Genomic DNA, 18,791 nt, shown 5'->3' with positions numbered 1-18,791 from the left:
CGTCTAAAATGGTAAATCGGATCATTCAAAATAAGGGTTCCATGAGGAAAAAACTGCTCTGCCTATGCACGGCAGTGCTGCTGGATCTATGTTTCTTAGGAATCGTGTGCAGGCTGGCAGTGGGGATGCAGTGGGAAGATTTGGCAAAAGTGGAGCAGGCGGACCAGACGGTTTCCTCCCCGGAATGCTTTTCCGGCGGGGAGCTGGCGCTGACCTTCGACGACGGACCGCACAGGGTGTACACGAAAAAGCTGCTGGACGGCTTGCGCGAGAGGGGCGTGAAAGCCTCTTTTTTTCTGGTCGGGGAAAATATTCCGGGTAATGAGGAACTGGTGCGACAGATGGCTAAAGACGGTCATCTCATCGGGGTTCACTGCATGGCACATGTGGATCTGGCGCGCCAGCCGATTGAAAAGAGCGTGGAGGAGATTCGGGAGACGGCCGATTGGATCGAGGCGGTCACGGGAAAACGTCCGGAATACATACGTCCGCCGTATGGTTCATGGAGTACGGAGCTTCAGGAGAGAGTGTCGATGACGCCGGTGTTCTGGGACGTCGATACGCTGGACTGGAAAAACCGGAATACGGCGCGGATTGTGAAGCATATCTGCAAAAATGCGGCGGTTCACACGGTGGTGCTGATGCATGATGCATATCAGACTTCGGTCGATGCTGCGCTTGAGACGATTGACACATTGACGGCGGAGGGATATACTTTTGTTACAATAGAAGAATGTCTGATTGATTGAGAGGATACGATGGATTTATTTGATTATATGCGGAAAAATACGATCGAGCAGGAGGCGCCGCTGGCATCCAGGCTGCGCCCGTCCACGCTTGACGAGGTGGTGGGACAGAAGCATATCATAGGAAAGGATAAGCTTTTGTACCGGGCGATCAAGGCGGATAAGCTCGGATCGCTGATTTTTTACGGACCGCCCGGAACGGGCAAAACGACGCTGGCGCGCGTGATTGCCAATACGACGAGCGCGCGTTTTGAGCAGCTCAACGCGACGGTGGCGGGGAAAAAAGATATGGAACAGGTCGTGCAGGATGCCAAGGATGCGCTGGGGATGTACGGAAAGCGCACGATCCTGTTTATCGACGAGATTCACCGCTTTAATAAGGGGCAGCAGGACTATCTTCTGCCGTTTGTTGAGGATGGTACGATTCTGCTCATTGGTGCGACGACGGAGAATCCGTATTTTGAGGTCAACGGGGCGCTGATTTCCCGATCCCGTATTTTTGAGCTGAAACCGTTGGAAAATGCGGATATCCGCGAGCTTTTAGAGCGGGCGCTCCATGACAAGGAAAAGGGCATGGGAAGCTATCGCGCGGAGGCGACGGACGAGGCGCTCGATTTTCTGGCCGATATGGCAGGCGGAGACGCGCGCGCGGCGCTCAATGCGATCGAGCTTGGTATTCTCACAACGGAACGGAGTGAAGATGGGCTGATTCACATCACACTCGATGTGGCACAGGAGTGCATCCAGCGCCGTGCTGTGAAGTATGACAAGACGGGGGACAACCATTACGATACGATCTCAGCGTTTATCAAGAGTATGCGCGGTACCGATCCGGATGCGGCAGTTTATTATCTGGCGAAGATGCTGGATGCAGGCGAGGATATCAAATTTATTGCGCGGCGTATCATGATCTGTGCGTCGGAGGATGTCGGCAATGCGGATCCGCAGGCGATTCAGGTTGCGGTCAGCGCGGCGTTGGCAGTGGAGCGGATTGGTCTGCCGGAGGCGCGGATTATCCTGTCGCAGGCGGCTACCTATGTGGCGAGCGCACCGAAGAGCAACGCGGCGTATGTGGCGGTCGATGAGGCACAGGAGGCGGTCAGGTTAAAGGGCAACTTTACGGTGCCGTCCCATCTGCGCGACTGCCATTACAGCGGGGCGGAGAAGCTGGGGCATGGCGACGGGTACAAGTATGCACATGATTATCCGAACCATTATGTGAAGCAGCAGTACCTGCCGGATGGACTGGAGGGCAGCACATTTTACCGCCCGTCAGAAAATGGGTATGAGAAGAAGATTGGGGAGTGGCTGCACTTTCTGAAGGGCTCTGAATGAGAAAAAGCTTCCCATATGTTCCTGAATTGATATGTATGAAGAAAATGTTTACTTGAATTTTTATGAAAACCGTTTATAATAAAACCAAGGTGGCTGCAGGATAAAGAGCAGTCACAGCATAAAAGGCTATGTTAAAAAGGTATGCCGGGCAGGTATCTGCCTGTCCGGTTTCGTGTAAGTACCTGGAAGACATCCACACGTTTCTTATTTCTGATTTTTGAATCCCAGAGAATATGACACAATTAAACAGGGTAAGGAGAATTATATGAGAGAAAAATTAAAGACACTCCCTCTGGTGCAGCTTCGGGAAATGGCGAAGGCCCAGGGGTTAAAGGGGATCAGCACCCTGAAAAAGGCGGAGATCATAGACAGGCTGTGCGAACTTGAGAAGCCGGCGGAAGGGGGACAGAAAGAAGAAACGCCCCAGGCTTCTGTCAGTGAGCATCCGGCTGGATCGGCGGAACCGGCAGAGAGAACGGAAATGCACGTGCAGCCGCGCAGAACTGATGCAGGGCAGAATACATCGGCACAGACGTATTCGCAGCCGCGGAGATCTGCCAACGGAGAACGGGCTGCGGGAGGGCAGAATCCTAGCTATGAGCGCCGCAGCGAAGGCGGATACCGCCGGAATGAATACGGCTCCTATACACGCCGTGAGAATAATAATACCCGTTATCAGGATAACCGCAGACGCGAGTACACGCAGCGAGAGGGGTATCAGAGAAATTCCTATGTGCCGCGTAACAATTACAATGAAGCGATGAGCGCAAGACCCGAGAATAGCCAGCCGGAACATACCGCACCGGCACCGCAGATGGCAGAAGCAGCCTCCGAGTACAGTCAGCCGGAACGTACCGCGCCGGTGCAGCAGATGGAAAGCACCCGTACCGAGGTGGAAAATGCACGCATGGAGGATCTGAAAAATGAATTTCAGGAGTTGGACAGCGGCATCGAGGCGAACGGAATCCTGGAGGTTATGCCGGATGGATTTGGATTTATCCGTTGTGAAAACTTCCTGCCGGGTGAAAATGACGTCTATGTGGCGCCGTCCCAGATCCGCCGTTTTAATCTGAAAACTGGTGATATCGTGCGCGGAAGCCGTCGTGTGAAGTCGGCGACGGAGAAATTTGCCGCATTATTATATATTAATTCGGTCAATGGATACCCGACCAGCGTGGTGGAAAAACGTCCGAATTTTGAAAATCTGACGCCAATTTTCCCAAATGAACGCCTGCACCTGGAATATCCGGGGGTTAAGACTTCCATGGCGATGCGCGTGATGGATCTGCTGTCCCCGATCGGAAAAGGACAGCGAGGCATGATCGTATCCCCGCCAAAAGCCGGAAAGACCACCCTGTTAAAGCAGGTGGCGACGACCATCACAAAGAACCATCCAGAAATGCACCTGATCATCCTTCTGATCGATGAGCGTCCGGAGGAGGTGACAGATATCCGTGAGACGGTAACGGGAGAAAATGTCGAGGTCATCTATTCGACGTTTGACGAGCTGCCGGAGCGTCATAAACGTGTGTCGGAGATGGTAGTAGAACGGGCGAAGCGCCTTGTCGAGCACGGAAGGGACGTTATGATTCTTTTAGACAGTATCACCCGTCTGGCAAGGGCTTACAACCTGGTGGTTCCGCCGAGTGGACGAACTCTTTCAGGTGGTTTGGATCCGGCAGCGCTGCATATGCCGAAGCGCTTCTTCGGTGCGGCGAGAAATATACGCGAGGGCGGCAGCCTGACGATTCTGGCGACCGCGCTGATTGAGACGGGCAGCCGTATGGACGATGTTATTTACGAGGAATTTAAGGGAACCGGCAACATGGAGCTGGTGCTTGACCGCAAACTTTCCGAGAAGCGCATCTTCCCGGCGATCGATATCCTGCGTTCCGGTACGCGAAGAGATGATCTGCTTCTTTCGTCCGCCGAGGCGGAAGCGGTCGATATCGTCCACAAGGCGACCAACACGCAGAAACCGGAGGATACCGTCGAGCGGATCCTGGATCTGTTTGCCAAGACGAGGAACAATACGGAATTTGTGGAGATCACGCGGAAAAAGGGGTCATTTTACTAAAAATCATGTTTCACCAATAGCGCATCTGTGAGGACTTTCTTCCAGGCAGGAAAACAGGACTGTAAGAAGAAAAATAGTATTGAAAAATAGATAAAATTGCTTGCTAAAAAGTACACATCATGATATAATTATAAGGCTGTATTAACAGACGGTAGTTCTGACATCTGCGTGAGTCGTCCTTACGAGTGGAAGGAACGCTTAAATGATGGAATAGCGTGCCTGGATGTGCGGAGCTTTATATAGAGCCGTTTTAAGACGGCTTGCAATTAAAAAAGCGGTCGGAAATCGCAATGAAAAATTCAGAGAGGTGAAAGAAATGAGAGAAGGAATCCATCCAGCCTATTATCAGGCAAAAGTAGTTTGCAACTGTGGTAACGAGTTCGTAACTGGTTCTACCAAGAAAGACATCCACGTAGAGGTTTGCTCCAAGTGTCATTCATTCTACACAGGCCAGCAGAAAGCAGCCGCTGCCCGCGGACGTATCGATAAGTTCAACCGCAAGTACGGCATCAACGCAGGCAAATAAGTTTGAACCATGTAAAGGTTGGGTTTTAGTGGCGACATTAAACTCAGCCTTTTTGTTTTCTTCTTTTTTTATTTTGAAAGGACAGCATGAAGTATTCAGGAATTGGCGGTCAGGCGGTAATTGAAGGAATCATGATGATGAAAGGCGAGGACTATGCAGTGGCAGTCCGCCGGCCTGACAAAGAGATAGAAGTAAAAAAAGACACATACCAGAGTATCACGAAAAAAGCGAAGATTTTACAGCTCCCGTTTGTGCGCGGTGTGTTCCGGTTTGCAGATTCGATGATCATCGGCATGCGGAGTCTGTCGTATTCCGCCAGCTTTTTTGAGGATGATGAGGATGCAGAGCCGGGAAAATTCGAACAGCTTTTAGACCGTGTGTTCGGCGAGAAGCTGGAGAGTGCGATCATGGCAGCAGTGCTGGTAATTTCGTTTATCCTGGCAATTGGTATTTTTATGCTCCTGCCGCTGGGGATTGCGAACCTGTTTAAGGGAGTTATCACATCGGATCATCTGATGGCAGTGTTGGAAGGTGTGATCCGGATCGCGATTTTTATTATCTATATTAAACTCGTTTCGTGGATGGAGGACATCCGGCGGACATTTATGTACCACGGGGCGGAGCACAAGTGCATCAACTGTGTGGAACACGGACATCCGCTGACGGTAAAATATGTGCGCGAGAGCTCGAAAGAGCACAAGCGCTGTGGTACCAGTTTCATATTGATTGTCATGGTGATCAGTATTCTGATGTTTATGGTGATCCGGGTCGATACGATCTGGATGCGGATTCTGAGCCGTATTATTCTGGTTCCGGTCATTGCGGGTATATCATATGAGGTATTGCAGTGCGCCGGACGGAGCAATTCGAAGTTTATGGATCTGGTGAGCCGTCCGGGTATGTGGATGCAGGGTCTGACGACGAAGGAGCCGGATGACTCGATGATTGAGGTGGCGATCGCGGCGACCGAGGCAGTTTTTGACTGGAGAGAATACCTGACGGAGAATTTCCCAGGCTGGGAAAAGCAGCTGGAAGAATCATAAATAGAACACGGTACGACAGAGGGGATGAGTCGATGAGCGAGGAAAACGGAAGAACAGACCTGACCTGGAGAGAGCTGTTGGATGAGGGCGGCGCGCGCTTAAGTGAGGCGGGTGTGCCGGACGCAGGGACGGATGCCTGGTATCTGATGGAAGCGGCGTTCGGGATTGACCGGGTGCATTATTATCTGGATCAGAACCGTCCGATCCATGCGGAACGCCTGGAAAAGGGCTATGGGCGCTATCAGGAAATGCTTCAGAAACGGGCAGAGCGCATTCCACTGCAGCAGATTCTGGGAATGCAGGATTTTATGGGAATGACATTTTCTGTCGATGAAAATGTCCTGATTCCGCGCCAGGATACGGAGACGTTAGTTGAGCGGGTTCTTCGGGATTACCCGGAAAAGGATCTGAATCTTTTGGATATGTGTACCGGATCCGGCTGTATTGCGATCAGCCTTGCCGTGCTTGGCGGCTACCAGAACGTGACGGCGGTGGATATTTCCGAGGCGGCGCTGCGCGTGGCAAAGAAAAATGCGAGACGTCTCTTTTTGATTCAGAAGGGAACTGCGCGGTCAGAATCGTTTCAGGTATCGGAGGATCCGTGGTGCATCCGCCTGAAAACGTGGCTGGCAAAGGGACCGCGCCTGCAGGCAGAGATCGAGGAACACAGCCTGACACTTTTGCAGAGCAATCTGTTTCAGGCGGTGGAGGCGGATGTCATGTACGATGTGATTGTGTCGAATCCGCCGTATATCCCATCGGCGGTGATCGACGGTCTGGAACCGGAGGTACGCGACCATGAGCCGCGGCTGGCGCTGGACGGCAGCGAGGACGGTCTGTATTTTTACCGGGTTCTGGCGCTGGAGTGCAGCAAACATCTGAACAAGGGCGGCTGCGTATATTTTGAGATAGGATATGACCAGGCGGAGGCGGTCAGCCGGATACTGACCATCGCCGGGTATCGGGAGATAGAAGTGATAAAGGATGAGCCGGGGCTTAACCGCGTGGTAAAGGCACGGTGGAACCGTTAGACGATAGAGGAGGATATCATGTTTGACAGATTGGATGATTTGCTGATCCGTTATGAAGAGCTGATGGAAGAGCTCGGCAGCCCGGAAGTGGCAAGCGATACAAATCGTTTCCGCAAGCTGATGAAGGAGCAGTCGGATCTGGCTCCGATTGTGGAGGCATATAAAGAGTATAAGAAGGCAAAACAGGACGTAGAGGACAGTCTGGCGCTTCTGGATGAGGAATCCGACGAGGAGATGCGCGAGATGGCGAAGGAAGAGTTAAATGCTGCGAAAAAGCGCATCGAAGAGCTGGAGCAGGAATTAAAAATTCTGCTTCTTCCGAAGGATCCGAACGATGAAAAGAACGTTATCGTTGAGATCCGTGCAGGTGCAGGCGGCGATGAGGCGGCATTATTTGCGTCCGAACTGTACCGTATGTATGTGCGCTTTGCAGAGCGCAACCGCTGGAAAACTGAGCTTGTCAGCGTCAGTGAAAATGGAATCGGCGGCTTCAAGGAGGTCGTTTTCATGATTACCGGCCAGGGCGCTTACTCCAAGATGAAGTACGAGAGCGGTGTCCACCGCGTACAGCGTGTGCCGGAGACCGAGTCCGGCGGACGTATCCATACTTCGACCGCGACGGTTGCCGTGATGCCGGAGGCAGAGGATGTGGACGTTGTCATCGATGATAAAGATATCCGTATTGACGTTATGCGTGCGTCCGGAAACGGTGGACAGTGTGTCAACACGACTGACTCCGCGGTACGTCTGACCCATATTCCGACCGGTATCGTGATCTACAGCCAGACGGAGAAATCACAGTTACAGAACAAGGAAAAGGCGTTCCGTCTTCTGCGTTCCAAGCTATACGATCTGGAGCTGGAGAAACGCCAGAACGAGGAAGCGGCAGAACGCCGCAGCCAGATCGGTACCGGCGACCGTTCCGAGAAGATCCGTACCTATAACTTCCCGCAGGGACGTGTGACCGAGCACCGCATCAAGCTGACCCTGTATAAGATCGATTCGATCATGGACGGCGATCTGTATGAGCTCATTGACAGCTTAATTGCAGCTGACCAGGCGGCGAAGCTGGCGAAGATGAATGAGGGCATCTAAAGAATTAGAGAAAACGGAAGGGGGATCCTATATGGAAAGAAGAGATAAAGTCAATTATTATTTGGATCTGGCGGAAATGGTTTCGCAGCGGAGTACCTGTCTGCGAAAGCACTACGGGGCAGTGATTGTGAATAACGATGAGGTTATCTCGACCGGCTATGTGGGTGCCCCGCGCGGACGGAAAAACTGTTCCGATATCGGTCGCTGCATCCGCGAGGAGCTTCATGTGCCGCGCGGCGAGCGGTACGAGTTGTGCCGCAGTGTCCATGCCGAGGCCAATGCCCTGATCAGTGCCTCCAGAGAGCGCATGATCGGCGCGTCGCTGTATCTGACCGGTGTCGATGCGAGAACCGGCGGGTATGTGGAAAAATCGAGCTGCTGTTCGATGTGCAAGCGCATGGTAATCAATGCCGGAATTGAACATGTCTATATCCGTGATACGAAAAATGAGTACCGAAAAGTCGATGTAGAAGATTGGATCCGCGAAGATGAATCGCTGGAAGGAAAATTTGGGTACTAAGAAGCGCACAGGAGACGGCGCTGCCCGCTGGGCACGCCGCATCTTCTGTGCTTTTTTGATCGTGATTGGATGTCTGGTTCTGGCGGATGGTGTGGGGGATGCGGTTAGAAGGGCGGAAAACAGAGATTCCCAATCTGAAGGAAATGTAGAGCAGAATTTATCTGGAAAATCTGATTCAGATGCGTCAGAGCCGATATGGCAGCCAGATTTCGCAGCCTTAAAATGTCAGAATGCCGACGTCATCGCCTGGATTCGCATTCCCGGTACTCACATCGACGAACCGATTGTCCAGACAACCGACAATGAATCGTACCGCAGCATCGGGCTGGATGGAAAACCAGATCCAGCCGGGACTGTCTTTCTGGACTGCGAGAGTGCACCGGATGCATCGGATTTTCATTCGATTTTTTACGGGCATCATATGAAGGACGGAAGCCGGTTTTCCGAGCTGATCCGCCTGAAAGACGAAGATTTCTTCCAGAAGCATCGGACGGCTTATCTCTATTTTCCAGATGGGAAAAGGCGGACACTCCGTCTGATTGCAGCGCTCACTGCGGGCAGTCAGGGGGAACGGCGTAGGACGGAATTTGCGGATCGGTCGGAGATGCATCCTTATATAGAAGAAATGACGGAGGGATGCCGGTTTCGCGAACTTCCAGACGAGGAGGTTTCCCACTTGTATTCCTTTGTGACGTGCAGTTATGAATTTGCGGATGCGCGGACGATTGTGTATGCGGTGGATGAATGATGCTTATGGATTGTACGTTACTGTTCACGTATACGTGCCCAGTAACGGAATTTGCCGTGGCTCCGCATTTAAATACGGCAAATTCCTGCTGCCACCACGTTTTCTTACGGCACTTTCGGTTCCAAAAGTGCCTACCCGTGAACAGTTACGATTGTACAATGCAAGAAAGAAGTGCAAAGCAAATAAATTTGCAAGCAGCAGGCAAATGTGGTATATTACTTATAGTGATGAGATCTGCCTTTTTTTAGAAAAGAGGCGTGAAAATAAAACATATGAGGAGAACAAGATATGAAGGGTATCGTTTTAGCAGGCGGTTCAGGCACACGCCTTTACCCGCTGACACGCGTAACTTCCAAACAGCTGCTTCCGATTTATGACAAACCGATGATTTACTATCCGATCTCCGTTCTGATGAACGCGGGAATCCGGGATATTCTGATTATTTCGACACCGGATGACACACCGCGTTTTAAGGAATTGTTGGGCGACGGACATCAGTTTGGTTTACATTTAAGCTATGCCGTGCAGCCAAGTCCGGATGGACTGGCACAGGCATTTATCATCGGCGAGGAGTTCATCGGGGATGATTCCGTAGCGATGATTCTGGGGGACAATATTTTCCAGGGTCAGGGACTTGTGAAACGCCTGCGTGCTGCCTCTGCCAAGAAAGAGGGCGCGACTGTATTCGGCTACTATGTCGATGATCCGGAGCGCTTCGGTATCGTAGAATTTGACGATCAGGGCAAGGCGATCTCCATCGAGGAGAAGCCGGAGAAACCGAAGTCCAATTACTGTGTAACGGGTCTGTATTTCTATGACAACCGGGTAGTAGAGTATGCGAAACAGTTAAAACCGTCTGCCAGAGGCGAGCTTGAGATCACCGATTTGAACCGCATCTATCTGGAAAATGGCGATCTGGATGTCATTCTTCTGGGACAGGGCTTTACCTGGCTCGATACCGGTACACATGAGTCCTTAGTTGAGGCAACCAATTTCGTTAAGACAGTAGAGACCCACCAGCACCGCAAGATCGCGTGCCTGGAGGAGATTGCGTACTTAAACGGATGGATCAGCAAGGAAGAAGTGCTGGAGGCATACGAGGTATACAAGAAAAACCAGTATGGCAAATATCTGAAAGACGTACTGGATGGGAAATATGTTGATAAAATACATCAGAATTAAAAGGAGTTAAAACAATGAAGATTATCGTGACAGGCGGAGCTGGATTCATCGGCGGAAACTTCGTACACCATATGGTAAATAAATACCCGGAGTATCAGATCATCAATCTGGATCTTCTGACCTATGCGGGCAACTTAGAGACACTGAAAGCGGTAGAGGATAAGCCGAATTACAAGTTTGTACACGGCGATATCGCAGACCGCGACTTCGTGTTTAAACTCTTCGAGGAAGAAAAGCCGGACATCGTAGTAAACTTTGCAGCAGAGAGCCATGTAGACCGTTCCATCACGGATCCGGAGGCATTTGTCCGTACCAATGTCATGGGAACGACCACCCTGCTGGATGCCTGCCGCACCTATGGAATTAAACGTTATCATCAGGTATCGACCGATGAGGTATACGGCGATCTGCCGTTAGACCGCCCGGATCTCTTCTTCACGGAGACAACCCCGCTTCATACCTCCAGCCCGTACTCTTCTTCCAAGGCGAGTGCGGATCTGTTTGTACTGGCATACCATAGAACCTACGGACTTCCAGTGACAGTATCCCGCTGCTCCAACAACTACGGTCCGTATCATTTCCCGGAGAAGCTGATTCCACTGATGATCAGCCGTGCGCTGGCAGATGAGGAACTTCCGGTATACGGCGACGGCGCGAACGTCCGCGACTGGCTGCACGTATCCGATCATTGTGAGGCGATCGATCTGATTCTCCACAAGGGACGCGTCGGTGAGGTTTATAACATCGGCGGACACAATGAGAGGACCAACCTGGAGGTTGTTAAAACCATCCTGAAAGCGCTGGACAAGCCGGAAAGCCTGATCCGTTACGTCAAGGATCGTCCGGGTCATGACCGCCGTTATGCGATCGATCCGACCAAGATCGAGACAGAGCTTGGCTGGAAGCCGAAATACAATTTTGACACCGGCATTCGTCAGACGATCGACTGGTATCTGAACAATCAGGACTGGTGGAAACACATTTTAAGCGGTGAGTACAGCCAGTACTTCGAAAAAATGTATGGAGATAGATTATAATGAGAGTATTAGTGACAGGCGTTAAAGGCCAGCTTGGCTATGACGTGATGAATGAGCTGAAAAAACAGGGTCTTACTGGCATCGGTGTGGATGTCGATGAGATGGATATTACCGATGCAGAGGCATGCCGCCGCGTGATCACCGAGGCAAAGCCGGATGCAGTGATCCACTGCGCTGCATATACTGCAGTAGACGCAGCGGAACAGAACATGGAACTCTGCCGTAAAGTCAATGCAGATGGAACGAGAAATATCGCTGAGGTCTGCAAAGATCTGGACATCAAAATGATGTACATCAGCACCGATTATGTATTCAACGGTCAGGGCACCCGCCCGTGGGAGCCGGATGACCACCGGGAACCACTCAACGCCTACGGTCAGTCGAAGTATGAGGGCGAGCTGGCAGTCGAGGAGCTGGTAAAGAAGTTTTTCATCGTCCGTATCGCGTGGGTATTTGGCGTGAACGGCAAGAACTTCATCAAGACGATGCTGCGCGTTGGCAAAGAGCGCGGGGCAGTCAGTGTTGTGGATGATCAGATCGGTTCCCCGACTTACACATACGATCTGGCACGTCTGCTGGTTGATATGATTCAGAGTGATAAATATGGTCGTTACCATGCGACGAATGAGGGACTTTGCAGCTGGTATGAATTTGCAGTTGAGATCTTTAAGCAGGCGGGCATGGACGTCAAGGTGACGCCGGTCAGCACTGCTGAGTATACAGCTGCTTATCCGGGTCAGGCAAAACGCCCGATGAACAGCCGGATCAGCAAAGAAAAACTTTCGGACAACGGATTTGAGCGCCTTCCGTCCTGGCAGGATGCGGTAGGTCGCTATCTGAAAGAAATTCAGTAAAAAATGTGCAATCAGACATAGAAAGCAGCAGCGGCAGAAAGTGTGAAGCGCCGTTGGCTGCAGGATTTTCTTCAGGTTGGAATCAAAATCGTAGAAGGTCATGTATGTTAGTGGGGTATTTCCATAAATGTACATGACCTTTGGACTCTGTATTTGATGATGTAGGAGGAACTCTCAAAATGGGTAAATATTTTGGAACAGACGGATTTCGCGGCGAGGCAAATGTGACGCTGACCGTGGAGGATGCCTATAAAGTAGGTCGTTTCCTGGGCTGGTACTATGGACAGAAGACGAAAGCAGATCGCTGCCGGGTCGTGATCGGCAAGGATACGAGACGCAGCAGCTATATGTTTGAGTATTCGCTGGTATCGGGACTGACCGCTTCCGGCGCAGATGTCTATCTGCTTCACGTGACAACTACTCCGAGTGTATCGTATGTTGTACGCACCGAGGAGTTTGACTGCGGTATCATGATCTCCGCAAGCCACAATCCATACTATGACAATGGAATCAAGGTCATCAATGGACGCGGCGAGAAACTGGAGGAGGAGACGATCGAGAAGATTGAGTCGTATCTGGATGGCGAGATGGGCGAAATTCCATTTGCCAAACGCGATGCGATCGGACGCACCGTTGACTATGCGGCGGGACGCAACCGCTATATCGGTTATCTGATTTCTCTGGCAACACGGTCTTTCAAAAATATGCGGGTAGGTCTTGACTGTGCAAACGGAAGCGCTTCCGCGATTGCGAAAAACGTATTCGACGCACTGGGCGCGGAGACACACGTCATCAATAACACGCCGGATGGTCTGAATATCAATACAAATTGCGGTTCCACCCACATCGAGGGACTGCAGAAATATGTGGTTGAAAATCATCTGGATGTTGGATTTGCTTATGATGGAGATGCGGACCGCTGCCTGGCAGTGGACAGTGAGGGCAAGCTGGTAGATGGCGACAAGATCCTCTATGTATGTGGAAAATACATGAAAGAACAGGGCACGCTGGTCAACAATACGGTTGTCACCACGGTTATGTCGAACTTCGGTCTTTATAAGGCATTTGAGCGCGAGGGTATTTCTTATGAGAAGACGGCGGTTGGCGATAAGTATGTCTATGAAAATATGTCCCAGAACGGTCACTGTCTGGGAGGCGAGCAGTCGGGCCATATCATTTTCAGCAAGCACGCGACGACCGGAGATGGCATTTTGACATCATTAAAGCTGATGGAAGTGATTCTGGAGAAGAAAGAGACACTTGCAAAGCTGGCTGATGAGGTGCAGATTTATCCGCAGGTTCTGAAAAATGTCAGAGTCAAGGATAAAGAGGCGGCGCAGGCAGACCGCGACGTGCAGGCGGAGGTTCAGAAGGTATCGGATGCCTTGGGCGATACCGGTCGAATCTTAGTTCGTCCGAGTGGTACAGAGCCGCTGATCCGCGTGATGGTCGAGGCACCGACGGATGAAATCTGCGGAAAATATGTAGCACAGGTTGTAGAAATGATAGAAAAAAAGGGACTGGCAGAGTAAGACATGAGAGAGCAGCTGACAGAAAGTGATGTAAAGAAGATTCAGGAAGAGATCGACCATCGGAAGCTGGTGGTCCGCAAAGAGGCGATCGAGGCGGTCAAGGAGGCGCGCGCACAGGGTGACTTGAGCGAAAACTTCGAATATTATGCTGCTAAGAAGGATAAGAACCGGAATGAAAGCCGTATTCGCTATCTGGAAAATATGCTGAAGCACGCTAAGATCGTATCGGAAGAATCCCGCCCGGATGAGGTCGGAATGAATGATACGGTTACCCTGTATTTTGAGGATGACGACGAGGAAGAAGTATACCGTCTGGTAACGAGCATCCGGGGCAATTCCCTGGAAAACCGGATCAGCATCGAGTCGCCGCTCGGAAAAGCGATCGAAGGACACCATGTGGGTGATCAGGTGGAAGTGAAGGTCAACGATAAGAGCAGCTATGTGGTGGAGATCCGGAAGATCGAGAAAACGGGAGAAGAGGATTCGGATCGGATTCGTAGTTATTAGTCGCGATACAAAGGAGAGTTTTGATTACTATGAAATTTGAAGAATTATGTGATGCACGTTATTCACTTCGTAAATTTGACAGCCGCCCGGTTGAGGCGGAAAAATTACAGAAAGTGCTGGAGGCAGGACGCAAAGCCCCGACGGCACATAACTTACAGCCACAGCGCTTTTTCGTGATGCAGAGTGAGGAGGCTCTGGCGAAAGCGGATGCATGTACGGCGTGTCATTTTCATTCGCCGGTTGTGATTGTAGCAGCCTATGATCCAGAGATTTCCTGGAAAAGGGAAGAGGACGGGAAAAACCATGGAGAGATCGATGTGACATTGGCGGTTTCCCAGATGATGCTGCAGGCAGCAGAACTGGGACTGGGAACAACGTATGTTGGTATGTTTAATCCAGAAAAATTGCTGGAGCAGTTCCCAGAGATGAAGGGATTACAGCCGACGGCCTATCTGCCGCTTGGATATCCGGCAGAGACAGCTCATCCGTCCAGGCTGCATGCAGATCGCAAGCCGCTAGAAGAGCTGGCAGTATTTCTGTAAAATATAGACAATCCGTAACTGTTCAGTACCTTCACAGTCACGCGCAAAAATCCATTAAAAATTGCCTGCGGCAATGGGATTTTTGCCTGCTGGCCCATGTTTTCGTACGGTCAGCGCAGTAAATGCGCAGACCTACTGAACAGTTACGACAATCCTTTATTTACCATAATCCTTAATCGATACAGTCTGTTTCCTGAGAAGCTTGGAGACAGGCTGTATTTTTGTGTAATGCCAATGATGCGCACTCGCGCGAAGCAGAAATATGTAACGATATATCTTGCAATCCATGTGCATTTAAAAGTATAATAAAAAAATATGAAGAGAAGCATGAAACGATGTAAGATGAGAAAAGGAAATGGTATGTTATTAAGAGAATATTTAAAAGAATGGACCAAAGAAGACTTATTAAACGAAGCAAGAAGCTACGAGTTAAAGAACTGTTCCCGGCTTAAAAAGGATGACCTGATTGACCGAATTGTAGAATATTTAACGACGGAAGAGGCACTCCGGGGCAGACTTTCATGCCTGACGAAAGAGCAGATGGTGCTTTTTTGCAAAGCCTGTACCGAGCCACAGAAAATTTCTGCAGAAGAGATCATGGATGGAATGCAGTTATATAAATACGTACTTGGAAGTTTTGAGGAGGTGAGTGACTGCTTCACTGTCTTTGAAGAGATTGCACAGAGGTTTAGCGGGATTGACGACGAGGCATTCCGGGCGGTTCAGAGTAAAAAAGGCTGGCTGATGAAGTGTATCAGCTTCTTTATCGATTATTATGAGATTGCGCCGCTGGAAATTTTGTATGAACTGTACAAATTGAAGGTGAAAGGCACGATCGAAGAAATGATCGGGATGCTGGAGGAAATGCCGGAGGACATCACAGAATCCAGCATTTTCCCGATGGAGAAACTGGGAATGCAGGACCTGCCGAAAGAGAATCCGCTTTATTCCGAGAGGGGCTTGTATGTACATCTTCCAGTTTTTGAGGGGGATGGATTCACTGCTTTGTTGAAACAGCAGCAGAATAAAAAATTCTATATTCCGTCTGCACAGCAGTTGGATGAAATCTGTCAGAAAGGGTATGAGGCAGGTGCGCTGGCTTATAAGGAGCTGGAGTCCTATTTCATAAAAAAATTGGATGTGCCGTATGAGAAAGCGGCTAGATGGTGCTTTGAGACGTGGACCAGCAGTTATGAAGGAAAATCACCGGCAGAACTGATGAATAAGATGCATGAAGAAGGGATTGTCTTCCAGAGCGAGCAGCAGATGGGCGAATTTTTAAGACTTCTCATGGATGCGTTCAACAATACGAGAACAAAAGAAAACCGCGGAAATAAACCGTGGGAATTAAGTGAGAGAGGCATGATCGGCGGCATGCCGGCGATGGTGCCGGAAATGTCCCAGCCAGCACCGGTAACTGTGAAAAAGGTGGAGAAGATTTATCCGAATGATCCGTGTCCTTGCGGATCTGGGAAGAAATATAAGAAGTGTTGTGGAAGAAATTAATACTCAGAGGTGAAATGAAAAATGCAGCAAGAGAGGAAAGAAATATCTGGCAAAGCTAATACGATCGCTGGTTTTTCCATCCCTCTGTATTTAGGCATCCTGGCGCTGGTGGTGGTCTGTATGTATATGGATTGTCTTCCGGCAGGCTTGGTCGGCGGCATGATTGCGCTGATGGTGCTGGGCGAGGGACTCAATTTTTTAGGAAATCATACACCGGTTGTGAAAACGTATCTGGGCGGCTCGGTTATCTGTATTCTGGGAGCGGCAGTCATCCAGGCGCTGGGGCTGATTCCAGAGCAGACGCATGAGATTCTGGACAATTTTGTCAATAAAGAAGGATTTCTGGTCTTCTATATCTCGGCGCTGATCACAGGAAGTCTTTTCAATATCGACCGCGGGCTTCTGATCCGCGCAACGGTGAAGCTGCTTCCGACAGCTGTCATATCGCTGGCGGTCGGCGTGATACTTTCAGGTCTGCTCGGCATGGTGATGGGGGATAGTTTTCTGGAAGGCATCCTGTATATCGGTATTCCGATGACGAGCGGCGGCATGACGGCGGGGGCAGTGCCTCTGTCGGCAATGTATTCGTCGGTTCTGGGGACGGACGCCGGACAGATCCTGACGCGGATCGCACCGGCGACGGTGCTGGGAAATTGTGTGGCGATCATTTTTGGCGGTTTAGCCAATAATATCGGCGAGCGAAAGCCATCTCTGACCGGAAATGGCTGCCTTGTCAATGACGGTCACGAAGTGAAGAAACAGCCTCCGATGAAACCGACCTTCGCACTCTTATGTACGGGACTTATCATTTCGATGGCATTTTATGAACTGGGGGCGCTCTGCCATCATTTTATTTCGATTGTACCGACGTATGCGTGGATGATTGTGGCAGTTGTGATTGTGAAGGGAACGGGAATCCTTTCAGATCGCCTGGAGGACGCGGCGAGAGAGTGGGGACAGTTCGCGATCCACAGCTGGACGGCGGCGGCGCTGACCGGAATCGGAGCGACGCTGATTGATTTAAAGACGATTCTGCACACCATCACTCCATTTTATCTGCTCAGTGTCGTGCTGATTGTCGGGGCGATCACACTGACCGCCGGACTGATCGGCATCAAGATGGGATTTTATCCGCTGGAATCATCGATCGCAGCGGGGATGTGTACGACGAACATGGGCGGTTCCGGAAATGTGGCGGTGCTCAGCAGTTCGAAACGGATGGAACTGCTTCCATTTGCACAGATTGTGACGCGCTCCTGCGGGGCACTGATGCTGACGATCGGGGGTGTGCTGATACAGCTGCTGGCGAGGTAGAAAAAGAACGGTGATTGACAGAGAAATGTACCTGATAGAGGGAAAATAAGTGGAAACAGAGAAATAGGGAAAAGCTGGGAGGTACGGCTTATGAACATATTCATTGCGATCATGCTGGTGTTTGCGGCAGCCGGTCTTGTGGATGAGATGCTGGGAGGAAAGCTGGGGCTGATGCCGAATTTTGAAAAGGGTCTTGCCACCATGGGCGGTCTGGCGATGTCCACGGTCGGATTTTTTGCGATCGGAGTTACATATGTGCAGACCCACGCGGAATCGATTGCAGAGGCGGCAAAGCATATGCCGTTTGATCCGGCGCTCATTCCAAGCTGCCTTCTGGCGCCGGATATGGGGGCGCTTGGCATGGCACAGAAGCTGGCGGCGACACCAGCGCTGGCGGCATTTACCGGTGCGATGGTAGCAGGCAGTCTGGGTATGACGGTCGGATACCAGCTGCCGGTTTTTCTGGCAGCCGTTCGAAAAGATGAAATAGGAGAGCTGATGCGGGGGTTCATCTTCGGACTGATTGCCATACCGTCTGGTCTGGCGGTCGGAGGTCTGATGCTGGGTCTGCCTGTCCGTCAGCTCTTTTTTAATATGATTCCGGTGCTGGTGCTGTGCGTGGTGCTGATTGCGGCATTTGTGTTGGTTCCGAAGCTGACGATGAAGATCATGATTTTCATCGGAAATGCGATCCGTATTTTTAGTTTTCTCCTGTTTGGTGTGGCGGTCTTCGGAATTTTCATGCCGAAGTATGCGGTTGTCGAGGATGCCTTGATTGAGGAAATGCTTTTTATGGTACTCCGCATGGTCATCGCAGCGTGCGGCGGTCTGGTGTTGTCGCAGGTGGCGTTAAAACGTCTCCAAAAGCCGATCCAGCGCATCGGGGCGATCCTGGGTATCAATGAGGAGGCAGTTGTCGGACTGTTCCTTTCCTTTATACAGAGCCTTGCGATGCTGCCATTGTTTTCCAAGATGGATAAGCGCGGGAAAGTATTAAATGCCGCTTTCTCTGTGGCAGGTGCCTATGTAGTAGGCGGTCAGATGACCTTGGTAGCGTCCCTGATACCGGGAAACTGGGTAACAGCCTATATGATCAGCAAGGTGCTGTCAGGCGGTCTGGCAGTTGCCCTGGCGTTTATCTCAGCTGAGAAGATTCCCGCATTAGGTGGCGAGTAACAGCAAATTTGACTAAAATT

General features: G+C 50.7%; 18 protein-coding genes. All 18 read left to right on the top strand.

The annotated features are described in order from the left end of the window. Window positions 1-41 precede the first annotated feature (41 nt). The 18 genes from DWV73_RS05575 to eutH all read left to right on the top strand — a co-directional run bounded on the left by DWV73_RS05575 (window position 42) and on the right by eutH (window position 18,771). Complete coding sequence (locus DWV73_RS05575; protein WP_242995748.1) at window positions 42-749, top strand: polysaccharide deacetylase family protein; 708 nt, start codon at window positions 42-44, stop codon at window positions 747-749. Window positions 750-758: 9 nt separating this feature from the next. Then, window positions 759-2,081 carry a replication-associated recombination protein A gene (locus DWV73_RS05570; protein ID WP_117796079.1) on the top strand — a complete coding sequence of 441 codons (1,323 nt, stop codon included), beginning with the start codon at window positions 759-761 and terminating at the stop codon, window positions 2,079-2,081. A 265-nt stretch (window positions 2,082-2,346) separates the two neighbouring features. Further along, window positions 2,347-4,158 carry a transcription termination factor Rho gene (gene rho, locus DWV73_RS05565; protein ID WP_117796078.1) on the top strand — a complete coding sequence of 604 codons (1,812 nt, stop codon included), beginning with the start codon at window positions 2,347-2,349 and terminating at the stop codon, window positions 4,156-4,158. 316 nt (window positions 4,159-4,474) lie between these two features. Further along, window positions 4,475-4,684: a 50S ribosomal protein L31 gene (gene rpmE, locus DWV73_RS05560; RefSeq protein WP_022360607.1), complete on the top strand. Its 210-nt coding sequence runs from the start codon at window positions 4,475-4,477 to the stop codon at window positions 4,682-4,684. 86 nt (window positions 4,685-4,770) lie between these two features. Beyond that, complete coding sequence (locus tag DWV73_RS05555; RefSeq protein ID WP_117796077.1) at window positions 4,771-5,727, top strand: DUF1385 domain-containing protein; 957 nt, start codon at window positions 4,771-4,773, stop codon at window positions 5,725-5,727. Between the two features lie 32 nt (window positions 5,728-5,759). Next, window positions 5,760-6,758, top strand: a complete 999-nt coding sequence (locus DWV73_RS05550; RefSeq protein WP_117796076.1) for a HemK/PrmC family methyltransferase — start codon at window positions 5,760-5,762, stop codon at window positions 6,756-6,758. A gap of 18 nt (window positions 6,759-6,776) precedes the next feature. Continuing rightward, a complete protein-coding gene (gene prfA, locus DWV73_RS05545; RefSeq protein WP_117796075.1) occupies window positions 6,777-7,853 on the top strand; it encodes a peptide chain release factor 1 in 1,077 nt (358 codons plus the stop codon). 31 nt (window positions 7,854-7,884) lie between these two features. Beyond that, entirely contained in the window at window positions 7,885-8,373 is a 489-nt protein-coding gene (locus DWV73_RS05540; RefSeq protein WP_022360603.1) for a deaminase, read from the top strand. Then, window positions 8,363-9,121, top strand: coding sequence for a class B sortase (locus DWV73_RS05535; protein WP_207661053.1), 759 nt, complete (start codon window positions 8,363-8,365; stop codon window positions 9,119-9,121). Before DWV73_RS05540 ends, DWV73_RS05535 begins: the two co-directional genes overlap by 11 nt. A 288-nt stretch (window positions 9,122-9,409) precedes the next feature. Continuing rightward, window positions 9,410-10,303 (top strand): glucose-1-phosphate thymidylyltransferase RfbA, encoded by an 894-nt coding sequence (gene rfbA, locus DWV73_RS05525; RefSeq protein ID WP_022360600.1) that lies wholly within the window; start codon window positions 9,410-9,412, stop codon window positions 10,301-10,303. 14 nt (window positions 10,304-10,317) lie between these two features. After that, complete coding sequence (rfbB, locus tag DWV73_RS05520) at window positions 10,318-11,340, top strand: dTDP-glucose 4,6-dehydratase (protein ID WP_117796072.1); 1,023 nt, start codon at window positions 10,318-10,320, stop codon at window positions 11,338-11,340. Next, window positions 11,340-12,194, top strand: a complete 855-nt coding sequence (gene rfbD / locus DWV73_RS05515; RefSeq protein ID WP_117796071.1) for a dTDP-4-dehydrorhamnose reductase — start codon at window positions 11,340-11,342, stop codon at window positions 12,192-12,194. The genes rfbB and rfbD overlap by 1 nt, the downstream gene beginning before the upstream one ends. Window positions 12,195-12,373: 179 nt before the next feature. After that, on the top strand, window positions 12,374-13,726 hold the full coding sequence (gene glmM, locus DWV73_RS05510; RefSeq protein ID WP_107001396.1) for a phosphoglucosamine mutase: 1,353 nt from the start codon (window positions 12,374-12,376) through the stop codon (window positions 13,724-13,726). A gap of 3 nt (window positions 13,727-13,729) precedes the next feature. Next, a complete protein-coding gene (gene greA, locus DWV73_RS05505; protein WP_022360596.1) occupies window positions 13,730-14,233 on the top strand; it encodes a transcription elongation factor GreA in 504 nt (167 codons plus the stop codon). 29 nt (window positions 14,234-14,262) lie between these two features. Further along, on the top strand, window positions 14,263-14,775 hold the full coding sequence (locus tag DWV73_RS05500; RefSeq protein WP_117796070.1) for a nitroreductase family protein: 513 nt from the start codon (window positions 14,263-14,265) through the stop codon (window positions 14,773-14,775). 342 nt (window positions 14,776-15,117) lie between these two features. Then, window positions 15,118-16,281 carry an SEC-C metal-binding domain-containing protein gene (locus tag DWV73_RS05495; RefSeq protein WP_207661051.1) on the top strand — a complete coding sequence of 388 codons (1,164 nt, stop codon included), beginning with the start codon at window positions 15,118-15,120 and terminating at the stop codon, window positions 16,279-16,281. A 21-nt stretch (window positions 16,282-16,302) separates the two neighbouring features. Further along, the gene (locus DWV73_RS05490) at window positions 16,303-17,595 is read left to right on the top strand and encodes a 2-hydroxycarboxylate transporter family protein (protein WP_117796069.1); all 1,293 of its coding nucleotides are present in this window, start codon (window positions 16,303-16,305) and stop codon (window positions 17,593-17,595) included. Between the two features lie 90 nt (window positions 17,596-17,685). After that, window positions 17,686-18,771 (top strand): ethanolamine utilization protein EutH, encoded by a 1,086-nt coding sequence (eutH, locus tag DWV73_RS05485; protein WP_117796068.1) that lies wholly within the window; start codon window positions 17,686-17,688, stop codon window positions 18,769-18,771. Window positions 18,772-18,791 lie beyond the last annotated feature (20 nt).

The sequence above is a fragment of the Clostridium sp. AF12-41 genome (genome assembly GCF_003461685.1).
Lineage (GTDB): Bacteria > Bacillota > Clostridia > Lachnospirales > Lachnospiraceae > Otoolea > Otoolea fessa.
The sequence above is the reverse complement of the archived record's forward strand: the minus strand, read 5'-3'. Positions and strand labels throughout refer to the sequence as shown.